This is a genomic window from Methylobacterium sp. AC315 (assembly GCF_979253755.1).
Genome location: NZ_CEEDEA010000003.1, coordinates 351,716 through 371,904 on the forward strand (window position 1 = coordinate 351,716; position 20,189 = coordinate 371,904).

The window sequence follows — 20,189 nt, forward strand, 5'->3', positions numbered from 1 at the left end:
TTAGACCAGGACCGGCAGGAAGAGGCCGAAGCTCTGCTCGGCAAGCAGCGCCGAGAACAGCGCGAACAGGTACAGGATCGAGAAGCCGAACATGCCCATCGCAGCCCGCTTCTCGGCATCGCCGGTGCGATTCCTCAGGACGCGGACGCTGAAGGCCAGCATTCCGAGCCCGCCGATCACGGCGATCACCGCGTAGAGCAGGCCGCCGAACCCGAGCGCCACGGGCGCAAGCCCGAGGGGAAACAGGAACACCGAGTACCAAACGATCTGCCGGCGGGTCGAAGCCGGCCCGGCGACGTTGGGCATCATCGGGATGCCGGCGCGGGCGTATTCTTCGGCCTTGATCAGTGCCAGCGCCCAGAAATGCGGCGGCGTCCAGATGAAGATGATCGCGAAGAGTACGAGGGACTCGATCCCGACCGAGCCGGAGACGACGGCTTGGCCGATCACCGGCGGCAGGGCACCGGCGGCGCCACCGATGACGATGTTCTGCGCGGTCGCCCGCTTCAGCCACATCGAATAGATCACCGCGTAGAACACGATGGTGAAGGCCAACAGACCGGCGGCGAGCCAGTTCGCCGCGAGGCCCAGCACAAGAACCGATGCCACCGACAGGAACAGCCCGAAGCCGAGCGCCTCCTCGGGCGAGATCCGCCCGGCCGGGATCGGCCGCTGCGCGGTGCGGGTCATGACCGCGTCGATGTCGGCATCCCACCACATGTTGAGGCAGCCCGACGCCCCGGCGCCGACCGCAATGGCCAAGAGCGAGATCACGCCGATGGCCGGCGGAACGTGGCCCTGGGAGACGACCATGCCGACCAGCGCGGTGAAGATCACGAGGACCATCACCCGCGGCTTGAGCAGCGCGAAATAGTCCGGCACGTCGCCGCCGACCGCCGTAAAGGTCGGGGCCGGTGCGTCCGGTCTGATCGTGTTCGTCAGGCTCGTCATCGCGTCTGCCGCTGTTGTGTCGGCGCCCGGCCACGCGCGTCACGGCCGAGTCGTGTTTCGAAATCGATTCGTTCCAAGGGTCAGCGCGAGCGGGACACTCGGCTTGTGCGGATCACCCGTCTTGGTCGCCCTTGCCGGGAAGTCGCCGTGGCGGCTTCCGGGGAAGGGCGAGGGCCGCGGATGCGGCCCTCGCGGAGACTTGTCAGTGCGCGCCCGGCTCGTCGACGATTCGGGGCAGCGTCTCGAACTGGTGGAACGGCGGCGGGGAGGGGAGCGTCCACTCGAGGGTGGTGGCACCTTCGCCCCACGGGTTGTCGGCGGCCCGCTCCTTCGAGCGGAAGGCCAGCACGACGCCGATCACGAAGACGAACATGCTGAGGCCGAAGATGTGGCCGCCGTAGGTGGAGACCTTGTGCCAGCCCGCGAAGGCGTCCGGGTAGTCGGCGTAACGACGCGGCATGCCGGCCAGGCCGAGGAAGTGCATCGGGAAGAACAGGACGTTCGCGCCGATGAAGGCCAGCCAGAAGTGCAGCTTGCCAGCCCATTCCGGGATGATGTGGCCGGTCATCTTCGGGAACCAGTAGTAGACACCGGCGAAGATGATGAACACAGCGCCAAGTGACAGCACGTAGTGGAAGTGTGCCACGACGTAGTAGGTGTCGTGCAGGTACTTATCGACCGCCGAGTTGGCGAGCACCACGCCGGTGACGCCGCCGACGGTGAACAGGAAGATGAAGCCCACGGCCCAGTGCATGGCGGCGGTGAAGCGGATGGATCCGCCCCACATGGTGGCGATCCAGGAGAAGATCTTCACGCCCGTGGGCACCGCGATCACCATCGTGGCGAACACGAAGTAGGACTGCGTCTGAAGCGACAGGCCCACGGTGTACATGTGGTGCGCCCACACGACGAAGCCGACGACGCCGATCGCGACCATGGCGTAGGCCATCGCAAGGTAGCCGAAGACCGGCTTGCGCGAGAACGTGGCGATGATGTGCGAGACGATGCCGAAGGCCGGCAGGATCATGATGTAGACTTCGGGGTGACCGAAGAACCAGAACAGATGCTGGTACAGGATCGGGTCGCCGCCGCCGGCCGGGTCGAAGAAGGTCGTGCCGAAGTTACGGTCGGTCAGCAGCATCGTGATGGCGCCCGCGAGCACCGGCAGCGAGAGCAGAAGCAGGAAGGCGGTGACCAGCTCGGCCCAGGCGAAGAGCGGCATCTTGTGCAGCGTCATGCCCGGGGCGCGCATGTTCAGGATGGTGGTGATGAAGTTGATCGCCCCCAGGATCGAGCCGGTGCCGGACAGGTGCAGGGCAAAGATTGCGAAGTCGACGGCCGGACCGGGATGGCCGGCAGTGGAGAGCGGCGGATAGACGGTCCAGCCGGTGCCGGCGCCGGATGCGCCGGGGGCGCCCTCGACGAACAGCGAGCACAGCAGGGAGCAGAAGCCCGCCACCGTCAGCCAGAACGAGATGTTGTTCATGCGAGGGAACGCCATGTCGGGCGCGCCGATCATGAGGGGCACGAACCAGTTGCCGAAGCCGCCGATCAGTGCCGGCATCACCATGAAGAACACCATGATGAGGCCGTGTCCGGTGACGAACACGTTGTACGTCGCCGGATTGGAGAAGAACTGCAGCCCCGGCTGTTCCATCTCCATCCGGATACCGAAGGAAAGGAACGCGCCGATCATGCCGGCGCAGAAGGCGAAGAGCAGGTAGAGCGTGCCGATGTCCTTGTGGTTCGTCGACAGGAACCAGCGGGCGAAGAACGACGGTTTATGGTCGTGGACCTCGTGGGCCTCGGCATGGGCTGCGGCTGTAGCCATGGATTCGGGTGCCTTGTGGATCTGACGGGTTCTATTCGGTCAACCGGACTTCAGCGGGCTTCGGCGAAGCTTGTTCCGTTGTCGATGCGCGCGTACTTCGTCTTCGCTTCATTCAGCCAGTCGGCGTAGGCCTGCTCGCTGACGACGCGGACGACGATCGGCATGTAGGCGTGACGCTGTCCGCACAGCTCCGAGCACTGACCGTGGAAGGTGCCTTCCTTGTCGGCCCGGAACCACATCTGGTTCAGGCGGCCCGGCACGGCGTCGATCTTGAAGCCGAAGGCCGGCATCGCCCAGGAATGCAGCACGTCCGCCGCCGTGACCTGGATCTTCACGATCTTGCCGAGTGGCACGACCATCTCATTGTCGGTCTGGAGCAGGCGGGGCTGCTTGTCCTCGTCGATGTTGGCATCGAACGTGAAACCGCCGCCGGCCTCGGTCTGCGGGTACTCGTAGGACCAGTACCAGGCATGGCCGATGACCTTGACGATCATGTCGGCCTTCGGATCCGCAAGCTGCGTGCGCAGCAGGCGGAAGGACGGGATCGCCACGGCGACGAGGATCAGCACCGGCACGATCGTCCAGGCGATCTCGATCGCGGTATTGTGGGTGGTGCGCGACGGGGTCGGGTTGGTCTTCTCGTTGAAGCGGAAGACGCACCAGAGGATCAGCCCCAGCACGAAGACCGAGATCACGAGCGAGAGCCAGTGCAGGCCGATCTCGAAGCTGAGGATGTCGCGCGCGTTCTCGGTAACCGGGATCTGCCGGCTCATCTCCCACGGCACCGGCTGACCGAATCCGGCGGCGAGCGCCCCGGATGTCGAGGCGAGCAGGGCGCCGAGGGCGGCGAGGCTCAAGGGTGATCGGGTGATCGTCCGCACCGTCCGCATCTGCCTCTCGTTGCTCCCCTGCAATTTGATTTCCCGTCGGACTTTCCCGTCTTGAATGAGCGCGGGATGGTGCCGACGTGACGGACTGCCGGTTGTGTCATCCGGCATGTATCCGATCGCGGCTTCAGATCACAAGGACGTGCCAGGTGCAACCGCACAAGCGTCGCAGAGGGTGGTTTCCGGCTGATTCGGGTGGCCTCTTAGACGCCTTGCACCGGTCTTTCGCTGCGTTCGATTCGCTAGCGTGGCTTCGTATCCGATGCGATCGCAGCACCGGACGGGCCTTTCGGAGCCGTGGATGTTGACGACACCCCAGGATTTTCCGGCCGAGCTGCCGGCTAGCGCGGTCCCGGCTCCGATGCAGGTCGTGGCCTACGCCGATGCCGCGCCCCGGGCGGGGACGCGGGTGCTCGCCGTCGAGGCGCCGGTCAACCTGGTCTACGGCAGCGTGCCGCATGCCGTCATGATGGCGTCGCCGGCCGACCTGGAGGATTTCGCCTACGGCTTCAGCCTGACGGAAGGGATCATCGAATCCGCCGACGAGATTCGCAGCACGCGCGTGGAGGTTGGCCCGGACGGGCTGCGCCTCCATGTCGAGCTGGCCCCCGGACGTCTGCGCGAGCACCTCGCGCGCAAGCGCGCCATCAGCGGGCGGACGGGCTGCGGTGTCTGCGGCATCGAGGATCTGGCGGAATTGCCACGCGCGGACATACGGGGCGCCCCCGACATCCAGGTCTCGCTCCCGGCGATCGCCCGGGCTCTCGCCGGGCTCGACGCGGCGCAGGTGCTGGGCGCCGAGACCCGCGCCGTGCACGCCGCCGCCTGGGCTCGGCTCGACGGCACCCTGGCGTCCGTCCGCGAGGATGTCGGCCGCCACAACGCTCTGGACAAGCTGATCGGCGCCGCCATGCGGGCCGGCACCGATCCAGCAGACGGTTTCCTGGTGATCACCAGCCGGTGCTCGTTCGAGATGGTCGAGAAGGCCGCGCGCCTCGGTGCGGCCGTGATCGTGGCGATCTCGGCGCCGACCTCGCTGGCGTTGGAGCGTGCCCAAGCGCACGGGATCACTCTTTGCGCCATTGCCCGCGCGGATACGCTGACCGTCTTTACTGGCTCGGAGCGTCTGAGCCCCACCGACTAGAGCAGTCCCAGATCACGTCGCGATCGAGGACGTCTCTCAGTCCTCGCGTCGACGCGCTCGCTTGCGTCGAACCGGTATCGATTTCGGCGGCGAGCGTTCGGGCCAGCGCTACTGGGCTCCGGCGGGCTCTTTCTCGGAGGCGCCGGGGACGATCGTCGCACCGCCGATGATTCGCACCGGCTTCTTGTCCGGCGGCGGATCCTTCCAATCGGCAGCTGGGGGCTTGGCAGCCTCGGCAACCGTGCCCGCTGCGGGCTTGGCCGGTCCCGCCTGGGCCGGACCGGCCGGAGGCGCCTTTTCGATGGCTGCGGATTTCGGCTCAGGCACAGGATCCACCCTGGATGCCTCCACGGGGGCGACCTTCGGAGCTGGCGCCTCCGGAACGTTGCGAAGTGCCGGCTTCAGCTCCGGCGCGCGCCCAGGCGCCAGGGCCCGGGCGACCTTGCGGGGCGCCTCAGGCCGCGCTCGGCCATCCGGATTCAGGCCATCGGGATTGAACTCGGGACGCAGTGCCTCCGGACTCGGGCGGCGTGCCGGACGCGCGGCCCGAGCCGGGACGCCATCGGGCATCGCCGGCCGCAGGAGACGCTGCGGCGCCGCATCCTCCTCGGTCCATCCAAAGCCGGCGCGCGGCTGCTCCAACCGGGCGTAGCTCTCGGGCGAACCGATGCGCTGGCGTCCCACGATCGCGCCGGCGGCCGGATCGACGAACAGACGGACCGGGGCGCCCGTCGGGCTCACGGCGTCGACGACGTAGACGCGCCCGTCGAACCGCGGACGGCTGACGCCGCTGAAGCCGCGGTCGGACAGGCGCCATGCGATCACCCGTGGCGGCAGGATCTCGTCCTCGAAGGCGAATTGCGCGCGGGCGCCCTGGGAGAGGCCCAGCATCAATCCGCCCGACAGAAGGGCTGCACTGAGAACCCGCTGCGCTGCGCGGCGAGACGTTCCGTTCTCGATCATCACTCTGATGCGTTCCCGTTCTGGAGACCCGGCAGAGTATCCGGTTCCGGCATGGTCCGGGCCGGTTTGCCCAGACCTCGACCATGCCGGCGAGGTCGTTGCCCCGCATGCCGCTTGTGCTCGGCACTGGTCGTAGACCGCGTGATTCGGGCGAGATTGCGGAAGCGATTGATGGACGGCGGTTTAAGTGCAGTCGCGGATGCCGCGCCCGCATGCCCGCGCGATCCCTTGCTGAAACGGTTTCAATCTGCCAATTTCGCGACTTAGGACAGCAGAACTGTCCCATTGGCCGCGCATGCCGGCCGTCGCCGTCCCGCGCGCCAGCGGGAAGTCCGGCCGGCGGTCTCGAGCGCGCCAGCACGCCGCTCCTGGAGCGGTCCGGGTTTTCGATGAACGAAGGTCGACGGGCACGTCCTCGCGGGGACCGACCGGATCGCCTGCGGCATCGGGTCGGGACGCCGCACGGTTGCGACTCACGGGCATGAAACATGCTCGCGGGCCGAGGTGCGGCGAAGGGGATCGAGGGAAGGACGAGACGAAGCATGGCACAGCGCGGACCCGCCGAAGAGTTTGCTGCTTCCGAGTTCCAGGCTTCCGCCCCGCGCGGCGGCGCGATGCCGATCACGGTGCGCGATCCCGCTCTGCCCAAAGCCCAGGGCGCCTACGATCCGGCCAACGAGCGTGATGCCTGCGGCGTCGGCTTCATCGCCGACATGCACGATCGCCGGACCCATGCCATCGTTCAGCAAGGCCTGAAGATCCTCGAGAATCTGGACCACCGCGGTGCGGTGGGTGCCGACCCCAAGATGGGCGACGGCTGCGGTATCCTCACGCAGATCCCGCACGGCTTCTTCGCGGACGAGTGCTCGCGCCTCGGATTCGAGCTGCCGCCCGCCGGGCAGTACGCCATCGGCCAGTTCTTCCTGCCCAAGGCCGAGGAGCCCCGGGCGATCATCCAGGGAATCATCGAGGCGGCCCTGGCCGACGAGGGCCTGCCGCTCCTCGGCTGGCGCGATGTCCCGGTCGACCCCGAGGATCTGGGCGTCGCCGTGAAGGCCACCGAGCCGCATCACCGGCAGGTGTTCATCGGCCGACCGGGCTCCGTCTCCGACCAGGACACGTTCGAGCGGCGCGTCTTCGTCGCCCGCAAGGTGATCTCCAACAAGGTCTACGCCCTGGACGACCCGCGGGTGAAAGAGTTCTACCCGGTCTCCGTCTCGACCCGGACCATCGTGTACAAGGGCATGGTTCTGGTCACCCAGATCGGCGACTACTTCCTCGACCTGAAGGACGAGCGTTTCGTCTCGGCGATCGCCCTGGTCCACCAGCGCTTCGCGACCAACACCTTCCCGACCTGGCGCCTGTCGCACCCCTACCGGATGGTCGCCCATAACGGCGAGATCAACACGCTGCGCGGCAACGTCAACTGGATGGCGGCCCGGCAGGCGAGCGTCGATTCGGACCTGTTCGGCAACGACATCTCGAAGCTCTGGCCGATCTCCTACGAGGGCCAGTCCGACACCGCGTGCTTCGACAACGCCCTCGAGTTCCTGGTGCAGGGCGGCTACCCGCTCGCCCACGCCATGATGATGCTGATCCCGGAGGCCTGGGCCGGCAACCCGCTGATGAGCGAGGAGCGGCGCGCCTTCTACGAGTACCACGCCGCCCTGATGGAGCCGTGGGACGGCCCCGCGGCCGTGGCCTTCACGGATGGCCGCCAGATCGGCGCCACCCTCGACCGCAACGGCCTGCGCCCGGCCCGCTACATCGTCACCGATGACGGGCTGGTCGTGCTCGCTTCGGAGATGGGCACGCTGCCGATCCCCGACGAGAAGATTGTTCAGTCCTGGCGCCTGCAGCCGGGCCGGATGCTTCTGATCGACCTGCAGAAGGGCCGGATCGTCTCCGACGAGGAGATCAAGGGCGAGCTCGCCGCCGCGCATCCCTACGCCGACTGGGTCAAGAACACCCAGATCGTGCTGGAAGATCTCAAGCCCGTCGTGGCGCGGGAGACGCGCTCCGACGTGGGCCTGCTCGATCGCCAGCAGGCCTTTGGCTACACCCAGGAAGACCTCAAGCTGCTGATGCAGCCCATGGCCGTCACCGGCCAGGAGGCGGTCGGCTCGATGGGGACGGACACGCCGCTCTCGGCGCTCTCCGAGAAGTCCAAGCTGCTCTATACCTACTTCAAGCAGAACTTCGCGCAGGTCACCAACCCGCCGATCGACCCGATCCGCGAAGAGGCGGTGATGAGCCTCGTCTCGTTCATCGGGCCGCGGCCGAACCTGCTCGACATGGAGGGCGCGTCCCGGCGCAAGCGCCTGGAAGTCCGCCAGCCGATCCTGACCAACGGCGACCTGGAGAAGATCCGCTCGATCGGCCATTTCGAGGACCGGTTCGACACCAAGACCCTGGACATGACCTACCCGGCCGAGATGGGCGCGCAGGCCATGGACGGGGCGCTCGACCGCCTCTGCGACCGGGCCGAGGCGGCGGTGCGCGGCGGCTACAACATCATCGTGCTGACCGACCGCGCGGTCGGTCCGGATCGGGTGCCGATCCCGGCCCTCCTGGCGACCGCGTCGGTGCACAACTACCTGATCCGCAAGGGTCTACGCACCTCGGTCGGCCTCGTGGTCGAATCGGGCGAGCCGCGTGAGGTGCACCACTTCGCCTGCCTGGCCGGCTACGGCGCGGAGGCCATCAATCCCTATCTCGCCTTCGAGACGCTGCTGGCGATGAAGGACGAGTTCCCGCCGGACCTCACCGATGACGAGATCATCTACCGCTACATCAAGGCGATCGATAAGGGCCTGCTCAAGGTCATGTCGAAGATGGGCATCTCGACCTACCAGTCGTATTGCGGCGCCCAGATCTTCGACGCGGTCGGGCTCAACTCGACCTTCGTCGGCCGCGACTTCTTCGGCACGGCCACGACCATCGAGGGCGTCGGCATGGCCGAGGTCGCGGAGGAGACCGTCAGCCGTCACCGCGACGCTTTCGGCGACGCCCCGATCTACCGCAACGCCCTCGATGTCGGCGGCGAGTACGCCTACCGGCTGCGCGGCGAGGCTCATACCTGGACGCCCGACACGATCGCGACGCTCCAGCACGCGGTGCGCCTTAACGTGCCGGAGCGCTACCGCGAATACGCCGCGCTGGTGAACCGGCAGGAGAACCAGCTCAAGACCCTGCGGGGCCTGTTCCGCCTCAGGAGCGCAACCGAACTCGGCCGCCAGCCGGTGCCGCTGGATTCGGTCGAGTCGGCCTCCGAGATCGTCAAGCGCTTCGCCACCGGGGCGATGTCGTACGGGTCCATCTCGAAGGAAGCGCACGAGACGCTCGCCATCGCGCTGAACTCCTTCGGCGGTCGCTCGAACTCGGGCGAGGGCGGCGAGGAGGTCGAGCGATTCAAGCCGCTGCCGGACGGGCGTTCGCGCCGGTCCGCGATCAAGCAGGTCGCCTCGGGCAGATTCGGCGTTACGACGGAATATCTCGTCAACGCCGACATGATGCAGATCAAGGTCGCGCAGGGCGCCAAGCCCGGCGAGGGCGGCCAGCTGCCCGGCCACAAGGTCGACGCCAAGATCGCAAAGGTCCGCTACGCCACCCCGGGCGTCGGCCTGATTTCGCCGCCGCCGCACCACGACATCTACTCGATCGAGGATCTGGCCCAGCTGATCTTCGACCTGAAGAACGTGAACCCGTCCGCGGACGTGTCGGTGAAGCTCGTCTCCGAGGTCGGCGTCGGTACCGTGGCGGCCGGCGTCGCCAAGGCGCGGGCGGACCACATCACCATCTCGGGCTACGACGGCGGCACCGGCGCCGCGCCGCTGACCTCGCTCAAGCATGCGGGCGGACCGTGGGAGACCGGTCTCGCCGAGACCCAACAGACGCTGGTGCTCAACGGCCTGCGCGGCCGCGTCGCCCTCCAGGCCGACGGCGGCATCCGCACCGGTCGCGACGTGGTCATCGCGGCCCTGCTCGGCGCCGACCAGATGGGCTTCTCGACCGCTCCCCTGATCGCGGCCGGCTGCATCATGATGCGCAAGTGCCACCTCAACACCTGCCCGGTGGGCGTCGCCACGCAGGATCCGGTGCTGCGCAAGCGCTTCAAGGGCACGCCCGAGCACGTGGTGAACTACTTCTTCTTCGTGGCCGAGGAGGTGCGCGAGATCCTGGCCTCCCTGGGCTTCACGAAGCTGGAAGAGCTCGTCGGGCGTTCGGACGTGCTCGACAAGGTCGAGGCCATCGCCCACTGGAAGGCGCGCGGGCTCGATTTCACCAAGCTGTTCCATCGCCCCAAGGTGGCGGACGGCATCGCCATCCGGCACGTCGAGAAGCAGCACCACCCGATCGACACGGTCCTGGACCGGCGCCTGATCGAGGGGGCCCGGAACGCCATCGAGACCGGCGAGCCGGTGGTCGTCACCGACGTGATCCGCAACTCGGACCGGGCCGCCGGTGCGATGCTGTCCGGCATGGTCGCCAAGGCGCACGGTCACGAGGGCTTGCCGGACGACACTATCGTGGTGAAGCTGTCGGGCACCGCCGGCCAGAGCTTCGGCGCCTGGGTCGCGGCCGGCGTCACCATCGAGCTGACCGGCCACGGCAACGACTACGTCGGGAAGGGCCTTTCGGGCGGCAAGCTGATCATCCGCCCGAGCGATGCGCTGCGGTCGCCACCCGACCGGACCATCATGGTCGGCAACACCGTGCTGTACGGGGCGATCGCCGGAGAGTGTTACATCCGCGGCTCCGCGGGCGAGCGCTTTGCGGTCCGCAATTCCGGCGCGATCACGGTGGTCGAAGGCATGGGTGACCATGGCTGCGAGTACATGACCGGCGGGGTCGTGGTGTCGATCGGCGAGACCGGACGCAACTTCGCGGCCGGCATGTCGGGCGGCATCGCCTACGTCCTTGACGAGGACGGCTCGTTCTCGGCCCGCTGCAACCTGTCGATGGTCGATCTCGAGCCCGTCGAGGAGGAAGACGACCTGATGCGCCGCTTCCACCAAGACGGCGATCTCGAGACCAAGGGGCGCGTCGACATCCTGGCCGACATGTCCGGCCACGATGAGGAGCGCCTCAGCCAGCTCATCACTAACCATCTCAAGTATACCGGCAGCCCGCGGGCGAAGCAGATCCTCGACGACTGGGCGAGCTTCCGCACCAAGTTCGTCAAGGTGATGCCGGTGGAATACCGCCGCGCGCTGCGCGAGATGGAGATGGCGCGGATGCCGGTGGCAGCGGAGTAAGGCTATCGGTATCGGCGCCCGTGCGACGCGGGCGCCGATCGCGGAATGACGGTTTAATAGGCTGCAGCATCGGTCGATCTGCGGGCCTCAAGGGTTGATCGATGGGCAAGATCACGGGTTTCCTCGAGTTCGACCGGCAGGAGCAGAAGTACCAGCTCGCAGCCGATCGCGTGCGGCACTTCCGCGAGTTTACGCTGCCGCTCGACGAGCACGACCTGACCAAACAGGCCGCGCGCTGCATGGATTGCGGCATCCCGTTCTGCCACGGCCCGACCGGGTGCCCGGTCCACAACCAGATCCCGGACTGGAACGACCTCGTGTTCCAGTCCGACTGGGAGGAGGCGTCGCGCAACCTCCACTCGACCAACAACTTCCCGGAATTCACCGGTCGCGTCTGCCCGGCGCCCTGCGAGGAGGCGTGTACGCTCAACCTCGAGAATCAGCCGGTGGCGATCAAGACGATCGAGCAGGCGATCGCCGACCGCGCGTGGAACATGGGCTGGATCAAGCCCGAGCCGGCGTCGATGCGCACCGGCAAGCGCGTGGCCGTCGTCGGCTCCGGCCCGGCGGGTCTCGCGGCGGCCCAACAGCTGGCCCGGGTCGGCCACGACGTGCACGTGTTCGAGCGCGAGCCGAAGGCCGGTGGCCTGCTCCGCTACGGCATCCCCGACTTCAAGATGGAGAAGCGCCACATCGATCGCCGCGTCCGGCAGATGGAGGGCGAGGGCGTTGTCTTCCACTACAACCAGAACGTCGGCGTGACCAAGCCGGTCGACGAGCTGAAGGCCGAGTTCGATGCGGTGATGTTCTGCGGCGGTGCGGAGGATCCCCGCAACCCGCAGCTGCCCGGGCAGGAACTCGAGGGCGTCCACTACGCCATGCCTTACCTGATCCAGTCGAACCGGCGCGTGGCCGCGGAGCCGATGCGCGGCAACGGCGAAGCCCCGATCCTGGCGTCGGGCAAGAACGTCGTCGTGATCGGCGGCGGTGACACCGCCTCCGATTGCGTCGGCACCGCGTTCCGCCAGGGCGCGCTGTCGGTGACGCAGCTCGACATCCGGCCCCGGCCGCCCGAGCGCGAGGACAAGCTGACGGTGTGGCCGTACTGGCCGACCAAGATGCGGACCTCGTCCAGCCAGGCGGAAGGTGCGGAGCGCGAGTTCCAGGCGGCGACGCTGCGGCTCGACGGCAACAAGAAGGGCCGGCTGACCGGCGTGGTCTGCGCCCGGGTCGACGCCAAGCGGCAGCCGATGCCCGGGACCGAATTCATCCTGCCGGCCGATCTCGTCTTCATGGCGATCGGTTTCGCCGGATCGGTGCAGAAGGGCTTGCTCGACCAGTCCGGCATCAGCGTCAGCAAGCGCGGGAACGTCGAGGCGAACGAGGAGGATTACCGCACCTCGGATCCGAAGATCTGGAGCGCCGGCGACATGCGCCGGGGCCAGTCCTTGGTTGTCTGGGCGATCCGAGAGGGCCGTCAGGCGGCCCGTGCCATCGACGAGGCCTTGATGGGTGCGAGCGTCCTGCCGCGGTGAGGTAGGTTCAGTCCCGGCGCTCCGTGCGAGCGCAGCGCCGGGATCACCACTCAGCCGGGGGGCCAGCGGAAATCGTCGGCGCGGCCGGGCTGGGGCATCGGCGCATTGCCGCGGACCAGCGTCCGCTCCACGGTGCCGAGGTTGTCCGAATCGCGCGGACGGCCGGTCAGCAGCGTCCCGCCGGGGGAGACCTCGGTGCGCCCGAGGGGCACGACCGGCCCGGCCGCGGGCTTGACCGGCAGCGCTGGGACGCCCGGAGGTTCCGGCAGGCTCGGCAGCATCGCGGTGATCTGCCGATCGATCGCCGCGGTGTCGGTGGGCTGGCCGGAACCGTCGAGGCTCGGACCGGGCGTCGCGCTCGGCGCCCCCGGCGCGATAGTCGCGGTGGGCGGCGGATCGGTCAGCGCCGGCGTGGCCGTTCCCATCAGGCGCTTCAGCTCGACATCGGCGAAATGCGCCAGCTTGCGGTCGCCCGCCTTGGTGAAGTGCACGCCGTCGGCGGTCCGCAGCTTGGCGATCTGACCTTCCGGATCCGGGCCCGAGGCCGCGTAGCGGTCGCGGTCGTCGACGAAGCCGGGCCAGATGTCGACATAGGTCGCGCCGGCCTTCGTCACGGTGTCCCGGACGATGTCGTTGAGGCTCGCGAGATCCCGGCTCAAGCTCTCGCTCTGCACCGGCGGAAGCCCGACCCAGACCAGCGGCACCTTGTGGTCGGCAAACACCTTCACGAGGGCTTCGACCCGGGCGCGGTACAGGGCCTTCCAGCGATCGGTGAGCGGATCGACGGTCTCGTCACCTTCACGGATCGGCTGGCGGTCGTTGGCGCCCAGCATGACCAGCGCGTAGCGGACCTTGGGATTGGTGCGCAGGTAGTCTTCGGCGCTCTTGGGCCAATCGACCACGTCCCTACGCACGAGTCCGCTGTCGCCCTTCGCCCGATCGACGACCGCGATGTCGGCGTTGTCCTCGAAGACGTCGTCCAGACCGTGGGCAAGGTGGTCGGCCAGCGAATCGCCGAACACCGCGATCTGGACGTTCGGCGCGGTCTTGGCGATGGCGGGCTTCGGCGCCACCGGCGCCCGGGCGGGCCGCTCCCGGCGCTTGACGGACGGCGAGGGCCGCTGCGCGTCCGCGTTTCCGATCGTGCTGCGCGGACGCGGCGCCCGGTAGGTGCGCTCCGGCGGTGGAGCGACCGGCTGGGGCCGGTCCTCCCACGGCCAGTAGAACTGCCGCGGCGCTTCCTGGGGCGGTGCGTAGCGGGGCTGGCGGGCGCTGGAGCCGTCGTCGCGATAATAGGCATCGCGCGGGCGCCGCCGCGGCGGGGCCTCGTAATAGGCGCCGCCCTCGGGCCGATGATAGCTGTCGCCCCATTGTGCCTGAGCGGGTGTGCCGCCGACCAGGGACAGGCCCGCTTGGCTCAACAGGACGGCGAATCCGAGGATGGCTGGACGCGCCGTACGACGCCAGACTGCGACTCCCATGCAGATCCCGCACCTTGAAGGCGACCGAAAAACACCGGTCGGTAGGCGGCACTATACGGGAGACCGACTTGCGCGTCTAAACCCGCCCTCGGAGGCCGATTACCGCGCCGGATCGTGCCGGCCCTGGACGTGGGCGAGCAACGCCGGCGAGGCATACCCATCCGCCGGCAGGCCGGCCGCGATTTGGTAGCGCCGCACGGCGTCGCGCAGCTTCGGCCCGGCGCGGCCATCGGTCGGGCCCTCGTAGAAGGCGGCGGTCGCCAGACCTGTTTGCAGCGCGCGCAATCCCGCTCCGTCGAGGCGTGGTCCTGTAGGCCAGGGCGCCGCGAGCGCGGGGGCGCCGTCCAGGCGGTCGGCGAGGTGGCCGACGGCCAGCGCGTAGGAATCCGAGGTGTTGTACTGGCGGATCACCTCGAAGTTGCCGGTGATCAGGAAAGCCGGCGCCCCGAGACCGCCGGGCAGGAACAGCGCGGCGTCCCCACGCCCGGGCAACGGCTTTCCGTCCGTCCGCCGGACACCCCGCGCGGCGAAGCCGGAGATCGGCCCGGCATAGGCGTTCAGGTCGAAACCGTCGTGCAGACGCACCTCATAGCCCCAGGACAGCGTCGGATCCCAGCCCAGGTCCTTGAGATAGGCCGCGATCGATCCGAGCGAATCCGCTTCGCTGGTCCAGATGTCCCTGCGGCCGTCGCCGTCGAAATCGACCGCGTGGGCTAGGTAGGTGGACGGCAGGAACTGCACCTGCCCCATGGCCCCCGCCCAGCTTCCGCTCATGCGCTCGGGCGCGATATCGCCGCGCTGGAGGATCGCCAGGGCGGCCAGCAACTCGTCGCGGAACAGCGTGCCGCGATGCCGGGCCTCCGCCAGGGTCGCCAGCGCCCGGATCGTGGAAAGGTTGCCGGCGCTCGCGCCGAAATCGGATTCGACGCCCCAGAACGCCAGCACGATTGGCGCCGGGACGCCGTAGCGCGCCTCGATCGCCTTCAGCGCGCGCGCGAGGGTGCCCGCTCGTGCGCGTCCGTGGGCGATGCGGCCTGCCGAGACCGCGCCGACCAGGTAATCCCAGACCGGCCGCACGAACTCGCCCTGCTGGCGCGTCCGCGCCAGGACGCCGGGATCGGGTGCCGTGATGCCCCGGAACGCGGCCGCGAAGGTCTCGGCCGAGACGCCGCGGGCTTCGGCCTCCGGACGCAGGGACGCGATGAACGCCTGGAAGGCGCCGTTCGGTGCCGTCGGCTTCGCAGCCCGGGCTACCGCGGGGCAGAGGGAGAGGGCGGCAGCGAGCAGGGTGCGGCGCGACGGCATCGCCTCAAGCCCCGGTTCGCGGACTGGATTTGCCCGTTCGGGCCAGCGACTGGTCGAGCCCGGTGGCCCGGTCGTCGCGCGGCACGATTCCCATGCGGCCGGTATCCAGCAGGTCCCAAACCATGCGGCCGCCGATGGATCCGGCCCCGCCTGTCACCAGACCCGTCATGTCGTCCGCTCCGAAGCCGCTCCGAGGGAAGCTGCCGGGAGCCTTGCCCGAACCGGGCACGGGCAGGCAAGGCGCCCACCCCGCTTCATCGCGCGTTCAAACGCCCGGTGAGATATCATCTGGTAACGGCCACTTTAGGTGGTCGCAGACGGGATATTTACGGTGCTTTGCCTCATACTATCGACGTAGAGGCCTTGCGAAGCATCGTGTTAGGCTATCTCACTGCCTGAACCATTGACCGTGTCATCCCATTCTGTTTCCGAGGTTGCCGCTTGATGAAACCGATCCGCAAGGCTGTCCTGCCCGTCGCGGGGCTGGGCACGCGATTCCTGCCCGCCACGAAGGCGGTCCCGAAGGAAATGCTCACGGTCGTGGACCGGCCGGTCGTCCAGCATGTCGTCGATGAAGCGCGCGAAGCCGGCATCGAGCACTTCATCTTCGTCACGGGACGCGGCAAGGCGGTGATCGAGGACCATTTCGATATTGCCTTCGAACTCGAGCACACCCTTCAGGAACGCGGGAAGACCGCTGCCTACGAAGAGCTGAAACGCGATCTGCCCAAGGCCGGCCAAACAAGCTTCACCCGCCAGCAGGCCCCCCTCGGCCTCGGTCATGCGGTCTGGTGCGCCCGGGAGATCGTCGGCGACGAGCCCTTCGCGGTGCTGCTGCCAGATATGCTGAGCCGCGGCTGCATGCAGCAGATGCTCGCAACCTATGAGCGCCATGGCGGCAACGTCATCGCGGTCGAGGAGGTGGCGCCGGAAGAGACGCACCAATACGGTATCGTCAGCGTCGGCGAGACCTACGGTCAGTCGTTCGAGATCACCGGCATGGTCGAGAAGCCGAAACAGGGCACCGCACCATCGAATTTCATCATCTCCGGCCGCTACATCCTCCAGCCCGAGATTTTCGGGATCCTGGAGCACGGGAAGAAGGGCGCCGGCGGCGAGATCCAGCTCACCGACGCCATGATCGACCTGATGGGCACGCAGGACTTCTTCGGCATGCACTACGAGGGCCGGACCTACGACACCGGCTCGAAGATCGGGTTCCTGACCGCGAACCTGGCTTACGCGCTGGAGCGGCCGGATCTCGCCGGCCCGCTGCGCGCCGAGATGGAAAAACTCCTGAAGCAGAGCTGAGGCCTTTGCGCGTTGCGCGCTTGAGCCATGCATTCGACGCGCGGGCGGAGACGATTTTGCCCTTGCGTCTTGTGCGCCGCACTGTCATTTGTGCATTGCGAGATCGCGATGGCGTCGCGGTCCCGTAGCCCTTCTTGGGCGTTTCCTCCCTAGACTTCGGGCCGCTCCTTCGGGAGTGGCCTTTTTTCTTGTCTCGACCTCCTCGTTGCGTGCTCCGTCGATTGATCGACGGGCCCGTGGTCTCGCCGCGGCGGACCTTCCCAAGGCTATGGGTGAGGAAGGCCGTTTCGAACGCCGATTTTCGTGGCGGCGCCGGACGTGGACTGAGTGCAGCCTACTCGGCGGCGATCCGGCTGGGCGTAAGGTCACCGAGATCGGCCGCCACGCCGGCCACAACCGACCGCAGTGCCTTCACGAGGCTCGGGAAATCAGGCGTCGTCGTGAGGCTCGCCTCGTCCATGTACAACGCCCGGTTGACCTCTATCTGCAGAGCATGCCGCCCGAGGTTGGGCTCGCCGTAATGCTCGGTGATGAAGCCGCCCGCGTAGGGTTTGTTGCGGACCACCCGGAAACCCTTGGCGCGGAACGCGGCCTCGAACGCCTCGATCAGGCCCGGCGCGCACGCGGTGCCGTAGCGGTCGCCCAGGACCATGTCGGCCTTGATCTCGGTATCGCGTCCGAGACTTGAGGACGGCATCGAGTGGCAATCGATCAGGATGCAATGGCCGTGCGTCCGCGCCGTGCGCTGGATCAGGCCGCGCAGGACTCGGTGGTAGGGTTTGTACAGGGCCTCGATGCGGGCGATCGCATCGCCGACCGGCAGGCGCCGGGCGTAGATCTCCTGGCCGTCCGCCACGACCCGCGGAACGGTGCCAAGCCCGCCCGCGACCCGCATCGACCGGGTGTTGGCGAATGGCGGCAAACGGCCGTCGAACATGCGTGGGTCGAGCTCGTAGGGCTCGCGGTTCACGTCCAGGAAAGCCCGCGGGAAATTCGCCCGGAGCAGCGGTGCGCCGAGTTCGACCACAGAGGCGAACAGGCGATCGACATGGGCATCCTCGGAGCGGCGCAGAGTGAGCGCGTCCAGGCGCGAGGCGGCGACGAAATCGGGGGGGTAGACGGCGCCGGAATGGCCGGTATTGAAGACGAAGGGCAGGATGTGCGTCGCCGGTTCTTCGACCGCGAAAGCCGGGGCGAAACCGAGGGCGTCGGGCTGTACCGTTTCGGGCGCGGTCATGGGTTACGTGCACACCCCGGCGTCTGGAAAAGCGCGGCGGATACGCAGTGTGGTATGCGGATGATCGCCTGTCCACCCTGATGCCGACGGCCCACAGGGCCGTTTTCGAGACACGCGGCGCCGGCTGCGGGCTCCAATCCTAACACCTTGTTTACCATCGCGTCCCTTTATGGGATCAACATTTCGACTCGAGGGCTCGGAAACGGCCGATGAAAATCCTGCTGGCGGAAGACGACAACGACATGCGCCGGTTCCTGGCCAAGGCGCTGCAGAACGCGGGCTACGATGTCCTGTCCTTCGACAACGGCCTCTCGGCCTACAACCGGCTGCGCGAGGAGCCGTTCGAGCTGCTGCTGACCGATATCGTGATGCCCGAGATGGACGGGATCGAGCTGGCGCGGCGCGCCACCGAGCTCGACCCGGACATCAAGGTGATGTTCATCACCGGCTTCGCCGCGGTGGCGCTCAACCCGGATTCGAAGGCTCCGAAGGATGCCAAGGTCCTGTCGAAGCCATTCCACCTGCGCGATCTCGTCAACGAGGTCGAGAAGCTGATGGCCGCCTGACCGGCCGATCGGCTCTGGATTCACCAGGGGCCGCTGCGGTTGCGGCTCGGTTCGGCTGTGACCACACGGGCATAGGTAAATCGACGGGCGTACTCCTATATGACGGGAGTTCCCGCGCGAGATGACGCCCGCCATGCAGCCGGTCACGATCTACACCACGGCCTGGTGCCCTTACTGTTCGGCGGCCAAGAGCCTGCTGAAGGAGAAGGGCGTCGCCTTCCAGGAAATCGACGTCGAGCGCGCCCAGGGTGGCCGGGCCGTGATGGTCGAGCGCGCCGGTGGCCGCACCAGCGTACCGCAGATCTTCATCGGATCGACCCATGTCGGCGGCTGCGACGATCTCTACGCCTTGGATCGTGCCGGCAAGCTCGATCCGCTGCTGACGGACAAGGCCGATGCCTGAGAGGCGCTTCACCGCCGCCTGCGTGCAGATGCGCTCGGGCCGCGACCCGGGCGCCAATCGCGACGCGGCTGTCGCCGGGGTGCGCGAGGCTGCCGACCGCGGCGCGCATTACGTCCAGACTCCCGAGATGACGTCGCTGGTCGAGCGCAGCCGCGAGCGCCTGTTCGCGCACGTCACCGAGGCCGAGCAGGATCCGACCCTGGCCGGCCTGCGGCAGACCGCCCGGGACACCGGGGTGATGGTGCATATCGGCTCGCTGGCGGTGCGGTCGGGCGACAAGATTGCCAACCGGGCCTTCCTGATCGGCGCGGACGGGGAGATCCTGGGGTCCTACGACAAGCTGCACCTGTTCGATGTCGACCTGCCGAGCGGCGAGCGCTGGCGTGAATCGGCCACCTATACCGGCGGCGCCTGCGCGGTGGTGGCGGCGACCCCTTGGGCGACGCTCGGCCTGACGATCTGCTACGATATCCGCTTCCCGGCCTTGTACCGCGCCCTCGCAGAGGCTGGGGCCGAGGTGCTCACCGCACCGGCCTGCTTCACCCGCCAGACCGGTGAGGCGCATTGGCACATCCTCCAGCGGGCGCGGGCGATCGAGACCGGCGCCTTCATGATCTCGGCGGCCCAGGGTGGAATCCACGAGGACGGCCGCGAGACCTTCGGCCATTCCATGATCGTCGATCCCTGGGGGCGGGTGCTCGCCGATGCCGGCGGGTCCGAGCCGGGCGTAATCCTGGCCGAGATCGACCTCGCCCAGGTCGCTGACGCCCGGGCGCGGATTCCCGCCCTGCAACACACGCGCGCGTTCACAATCGAGCGCATCGGGCCTCAGGTTCAGGCCGTACAGTAAGCAAACCCATGATCCGGTACAGTCTCGTTTGCGAATCCGCGCACGGCTTCGACAGCTGGTTCCCGTCCTCCGAATCCTACGATGCGCAGGCGGAGCGTGGGCTGGTGACCTGCCCGATCTGCGAGAGCGCGAATGTCACGAAGGCGCTGATGGCGCCCAACGTGGCCCGCAGCGATCGCAATGAGCGTCCGGCGCCGGCGGCGCCCCAGGCCGAAGCTCCGATGGCGATGATCGCGGAGCCCGAGCGGCAGGTACGGGCGATGCTGCGGGCGCTGCGCGAGCAGGTCGTGGCCAATTCCGAGCATGTCGGGACGCGCTTCCCAGAGGAGGCGCGCAAGATCCACTACGGTGAGGCCGAGGGCCGCTCGATCTACGGCGAGGCCAGCCCGGCCGAAGCGCGCGCCCTCATCGATGAGGGGATCGACGTCGCGCCGATCCCGATCATGCCCGACGACCGCAACTGAGGC

Annotated in this window: 16 protein-coding genes; 8 read left to right on the forward strand and 8 right to left on the reverse strand. The window is 67.9% G+C overall.

The features are described from left to right. The 3 genes from AC0IY0_RS06890 to coxB all read right to left on the reverse strand — a co-directional run bounded on the left by AC0IY0_RS06890 (nucleotide 1) and on the right by coxB (nucleotide 3,672). Entirely contained in the window at nucleotides 1-951 is a 951-nt protein-coding gene (locus tag AC0IY0_RS06890) for a heme o synthase (protein ID WP_471763375.1), read from the reverse strand. Between the two features lie 202 nt (nucleotides 952-1,153). Further along, a complete protein-coding gene (gene ctaD, locus AC0IY0_RS06895; protein ID WP_147908513.1) occupies nucleotides 1,154-2,782 on the reverse strand; it encodes a cytochrome c oxidase subunit I in 1,629 nt (542 codons plus the stop codon). A gap of 50 nt (nucleotides 2,783-2,832) precedes the next feature. Further along, the gene (coxB, locus tag AC0IY0_RS06900; RefSeq protein WP_147908512.1) at nucleotides 2,833-3,672 is read right to left on the reverse strand and encodes a cytochrome c oxidase subunit II; all 840 of its coding nucleotides are present in this window, start codon (nucleotides 3,670-3,672) and stop codon (nucleotides 2,833-2,835) included. Between the two features lie 298 nt (nucleotides 3,673-3,970). Here coxB and fdhD point away from each other — a divergent pair, with 298 nt between their 5' ends. Next, nucleotides 3,971-4,813: a formate dehydrogenase accessory sulfurtransferase FdhD gene (gene fdhD, locus AC0IY0_RS06905; protein WP_471763376.1), complete on the forward strand. Its 843-nt coding sequence runs from the start codon at nucleotides 3,971-3,973 to the stop codon at nucleotides 4,811-4,813. Nucleotides 4,814-4,921: 108 nt separating this feature from the next. Here the strand turns inward: fdhD and AC0IY0_RS06910 are convergent, their stop codons facing one another. Next, a complete protein-coding gene (locus tag AC0IY0_RS06910) occupies nucleotides 4,922-5,704 on the reverse strand; it encodes a hypothetical protein (RefSeq protein WP_471763377.1) in 783 nt (260 codons plus the stop codon). Nucleotides 5,705-6,318: 614 nt separating this feature from the next. Here AC0IY0_RS06910 and gltB point away from each other — a divergent pair. After that, nucleotides 6,319-11,034, forward strand: coding sequence for a glutamate synthase large subunit (gene gltB, locus AC0IY0_RS06915; RefSeq protein ID WP_419829368.1), 4,716 nt, complete (start codon nucleotides 6,319-6,321; stop codon nucleotides 11,032-11,034). Between the two features lie 101 nt (nucleotides 11,035-11,135). Next, entirely contained in the window at nucleotides 11,136-12,569 is a 1,434-nt protein-coding gene (locus tag AC0IY0_RS06920; RefSeq protein WP_147938224.1) for a glutamate synthase subunit beta, read from the forward strand. A 50-nt stretch (nucleotides 12,570-12,619) separates the two neighbouring features. On the opposite strand, the gene AC0IY0_RS06925 is transcribed toward AC0IY0_RS06920, so the two are convergent. The 3 genes from AC0IY0_RS06925 to AC0IY0_RS06935 form a co-directional block, all read right to left on the reverse strand. After that, nucleotides 12,620-14,050, reverse strand: a complete 1,431-nt coding sequence (locus tag AC0IY0_RS06925; protein WP_471763378.1) for an SGNH/GDSL hydrolase family protein — start codon at nucleotides 14,048-14,050, stop codon at nucleotides 12,620-12,622. Between the two features lie 99 nt (nucleotides 14,051-14,149). Further along, entirely contained in the window at nucleotides 14,150-15,355 is a 1,206-nt protein-coding gene (locus AC0IY0_RS06930; protein ID WP_471763379.1) for a lytic murein transglycosylase, read from the reverse strand. 4 nt (nucleotides 15,356-15,359) lie between these two features. Next, a complete protein-coding gene (locus AC0IY0_RS06935; RefSeq protein ID WP_471763380.1) occupies nucleotides 15,360-15,524 on the reverse strand; it encodes a hypothetical protein in 165 nt (54 codons plus the stop codon). Between the two features lie 275 nt (nucleotides 15,525-15,799). On the opposite strand from AC0IY0_RS06935, the gene galU reads away from it, so the two are divergent. Further along, nucleotides 15,800-16,666 carry a UTP--glucose-1-phosphate uridylyltransferase GalU gene (gene galU, locus AC0IY0_RS06940; protein ID WP_147908523.1) on the forward strand — a complete coding sequence of 289 codons (867 nt, stop codon included), beginning with the start codon at nucleotides 15,800-15,802 and terminating at the stop codon, nucleotides 16,664-16,666. 334 nt (nucleotides 16,667-17,000) lie between these two features. Here galU and AC0IY0_RS06945 read toward each other — a convergent pair whose 3' ends face one another. Then, nucleotides 17,001-17,903 carry an N-formylglutamate amidohydrolase gene (locus tag AC0IY0_RS06945; protein ID WP_147908505.1) on the reverse strand — a complete coding sequence of 301 codons (903 nt, stop codon included), beginning with the start codon at nucleotides 17,901-17,903 and terminating at the stop codon, nucleotides 17,001-17,003. A gap of 209 nt (nucleotides 17,904-18,112) precedes the next feature. Between AC0IY0_RS06945 and cpdR the strand changes: the two genes are divergently transcribed. The 4 genes from cpdR (at nucleotide 18,113) to AC0IY0_RS06965 (ending at nucleotide 20,186) form a co-directional block, all read left to right on the forward strand. After that, the gene (gene cpdR, locus AC0IY0_RS06950) at nucleotides 18,113-18,469 is read left to right on the forward strand and encodes a cell cycle two-component system response regulator CpdR (RefSeq protein ID WP_007558883.1); all 357 of its coding nucleotides are present in this window, start codon (nucleotides 18,113-18,115) and stop codon (nucleotides 18,467-18,469) included. Nucleotides 18,470-18,602: 133 nt separating this feature from the next. Continuing rightward, entirely contained in the window at nucleotides 18,603-18,872 is a 270-nt protein-coding gene (gene grxC / locus AC0IY0_RS06955; protein ID WP_147908522.1) for a glutaredoxin 3, read from the forward strand. Continuing rightward, nucleotides 18,865-19,722, forward strand: coding sequence for a carbon-nitrogen hydrolase family protein (locus tag AC0IY0_RS06960; RefSeq protein ID WP_147938221.1), 858 nt, complete (start codon nucleotides 18,865-18,867; stop codon nucleotides 19,720-19,722). Before grxC ends, AC0IY0_RS06960 begins: the two co-directional genes overlap by 8 nt. Before the next feature lie 8 nt (nucleotides 19,723-19,730). Next, nucleotides 19,731-20,186: a DUF1178 family protein gene (locus AC0IY0_RS06965; protein WP_147908503.1), complete on the forward strand. Its 456-nt coding sequence runs from the start codon at nucleotides 19,731-19,733 to the stop codon at nucleotides 20,184-20,186. Nucleotides 20,187-20,189 lie beyond the last annotated feature (3 nt).

Coding starts and splice junctions, on each gene's coding strand:
- AC0IY0_RS06890 (WP_471763375.1), bottom strand. CDS start 951: ATGACGAGCCTGACGAACACGATCAGACCGGACGCACCGGCCCCGACC.
- ctaD (WP_147908513.1), bottom strand. CDS start 2,782: ATGGCTACAGCCGCAGCCCATGCCGAGGCCCACGAGGTCCACGACCAT.
- coxB (WP_147908512.1), bottom strand. CDS start 3,672: ATGCGGACGGTGCGGACGATCACCCGATCACCCTTGAGCCTCGCCGCC.
- fdhD (WP_471763376.1), top strand. CDS start 3,971: ATGTTGACGACACCCCAGGATTTTCCGGCCGAGCTGCCGGCTAGCGCG.
- AC0IY0_RS06910 (WP_471763377.1), bottom strand. CDS start 5,704: ATGCTGGGCCTCTCCCAGGGCGCCCGCGCGCAATTCGCCTTCGAGGAC.
- gltB (WP_419829368.1), top strand. CDS start 6,319: ATGGCACAGCGCGGACCCGCCGAAGAGTTTGCTGCTTCCGAGTTCCAG.
- AC0IY0_RS06920 (WP_147938224.1), top strand. CDS start 11,136: ATGGGCAAGATCACGGGTTTCCTCGAGTTCGACCGGCAGGAGCAGAAG.
- AC0IY0_RS06925 (WP_471763378.1), bottom strand. CDS start 14,050: ATGGGAGTCGCAGTCTGGCGTCGTACGGCGCGTCCAGCCATCCTCGGA.
- AC0IY0_RS06930 (WP_471763379.1), bottom strand. CDS start 15,355: ATGCCGTCGCGCCGCACCCTGCTCGCTGCCGCCCTCTCCCTCTGCCCC.
- AC0IY0_RS06935 (WP_471763380.1), bottom strand. CDS start 15,524: ATGACGGGTCTGGTGACAGGCGGGGCCGGATCCATCGGCGGCCGCATG.
- galU (WP_147908523.1), top strand. CDS start 15,800: ATGAAACCGATCCGCAAGGCTGTCCTGCCCGTCGCGGGGCTGGGCACG.
- AC0IY0_RS06945 (WP_147908505.1), bottom strand. CDS start 17,903: ATGACCGCGCCCGAAACGGTACAGCCCGACGCCCTCGGTTTCGCCCCG.
- cpdR (WP_007558883.1), top strand. CDS start 18,113: ATGAAAATCCTGCTGGCGGAAGACGACAACGACATGCGCCGGTTCCTG.
- grxC (WP_147908522.1), top strand. CDS start 18,603: ATGCAGCCGGTCACGATCTACACCACGGCCTGGTGCCCTTACTGTTCG.
- AC0IY0_RS06960 (WP_147938221.1), top strand. CDS start 18,865: ATGCCTGAGAGGCGCTTCACCGCCGCCTGCGTGCAGATGCGCTCGGGC.
- AC0IY0_RS06965 (WP_147908503.1), top strand. CDS start 19,731: ATGATCCGGTACAGTCTCGTTTGCGAATCCGCGCACGGCTTCGACAGC.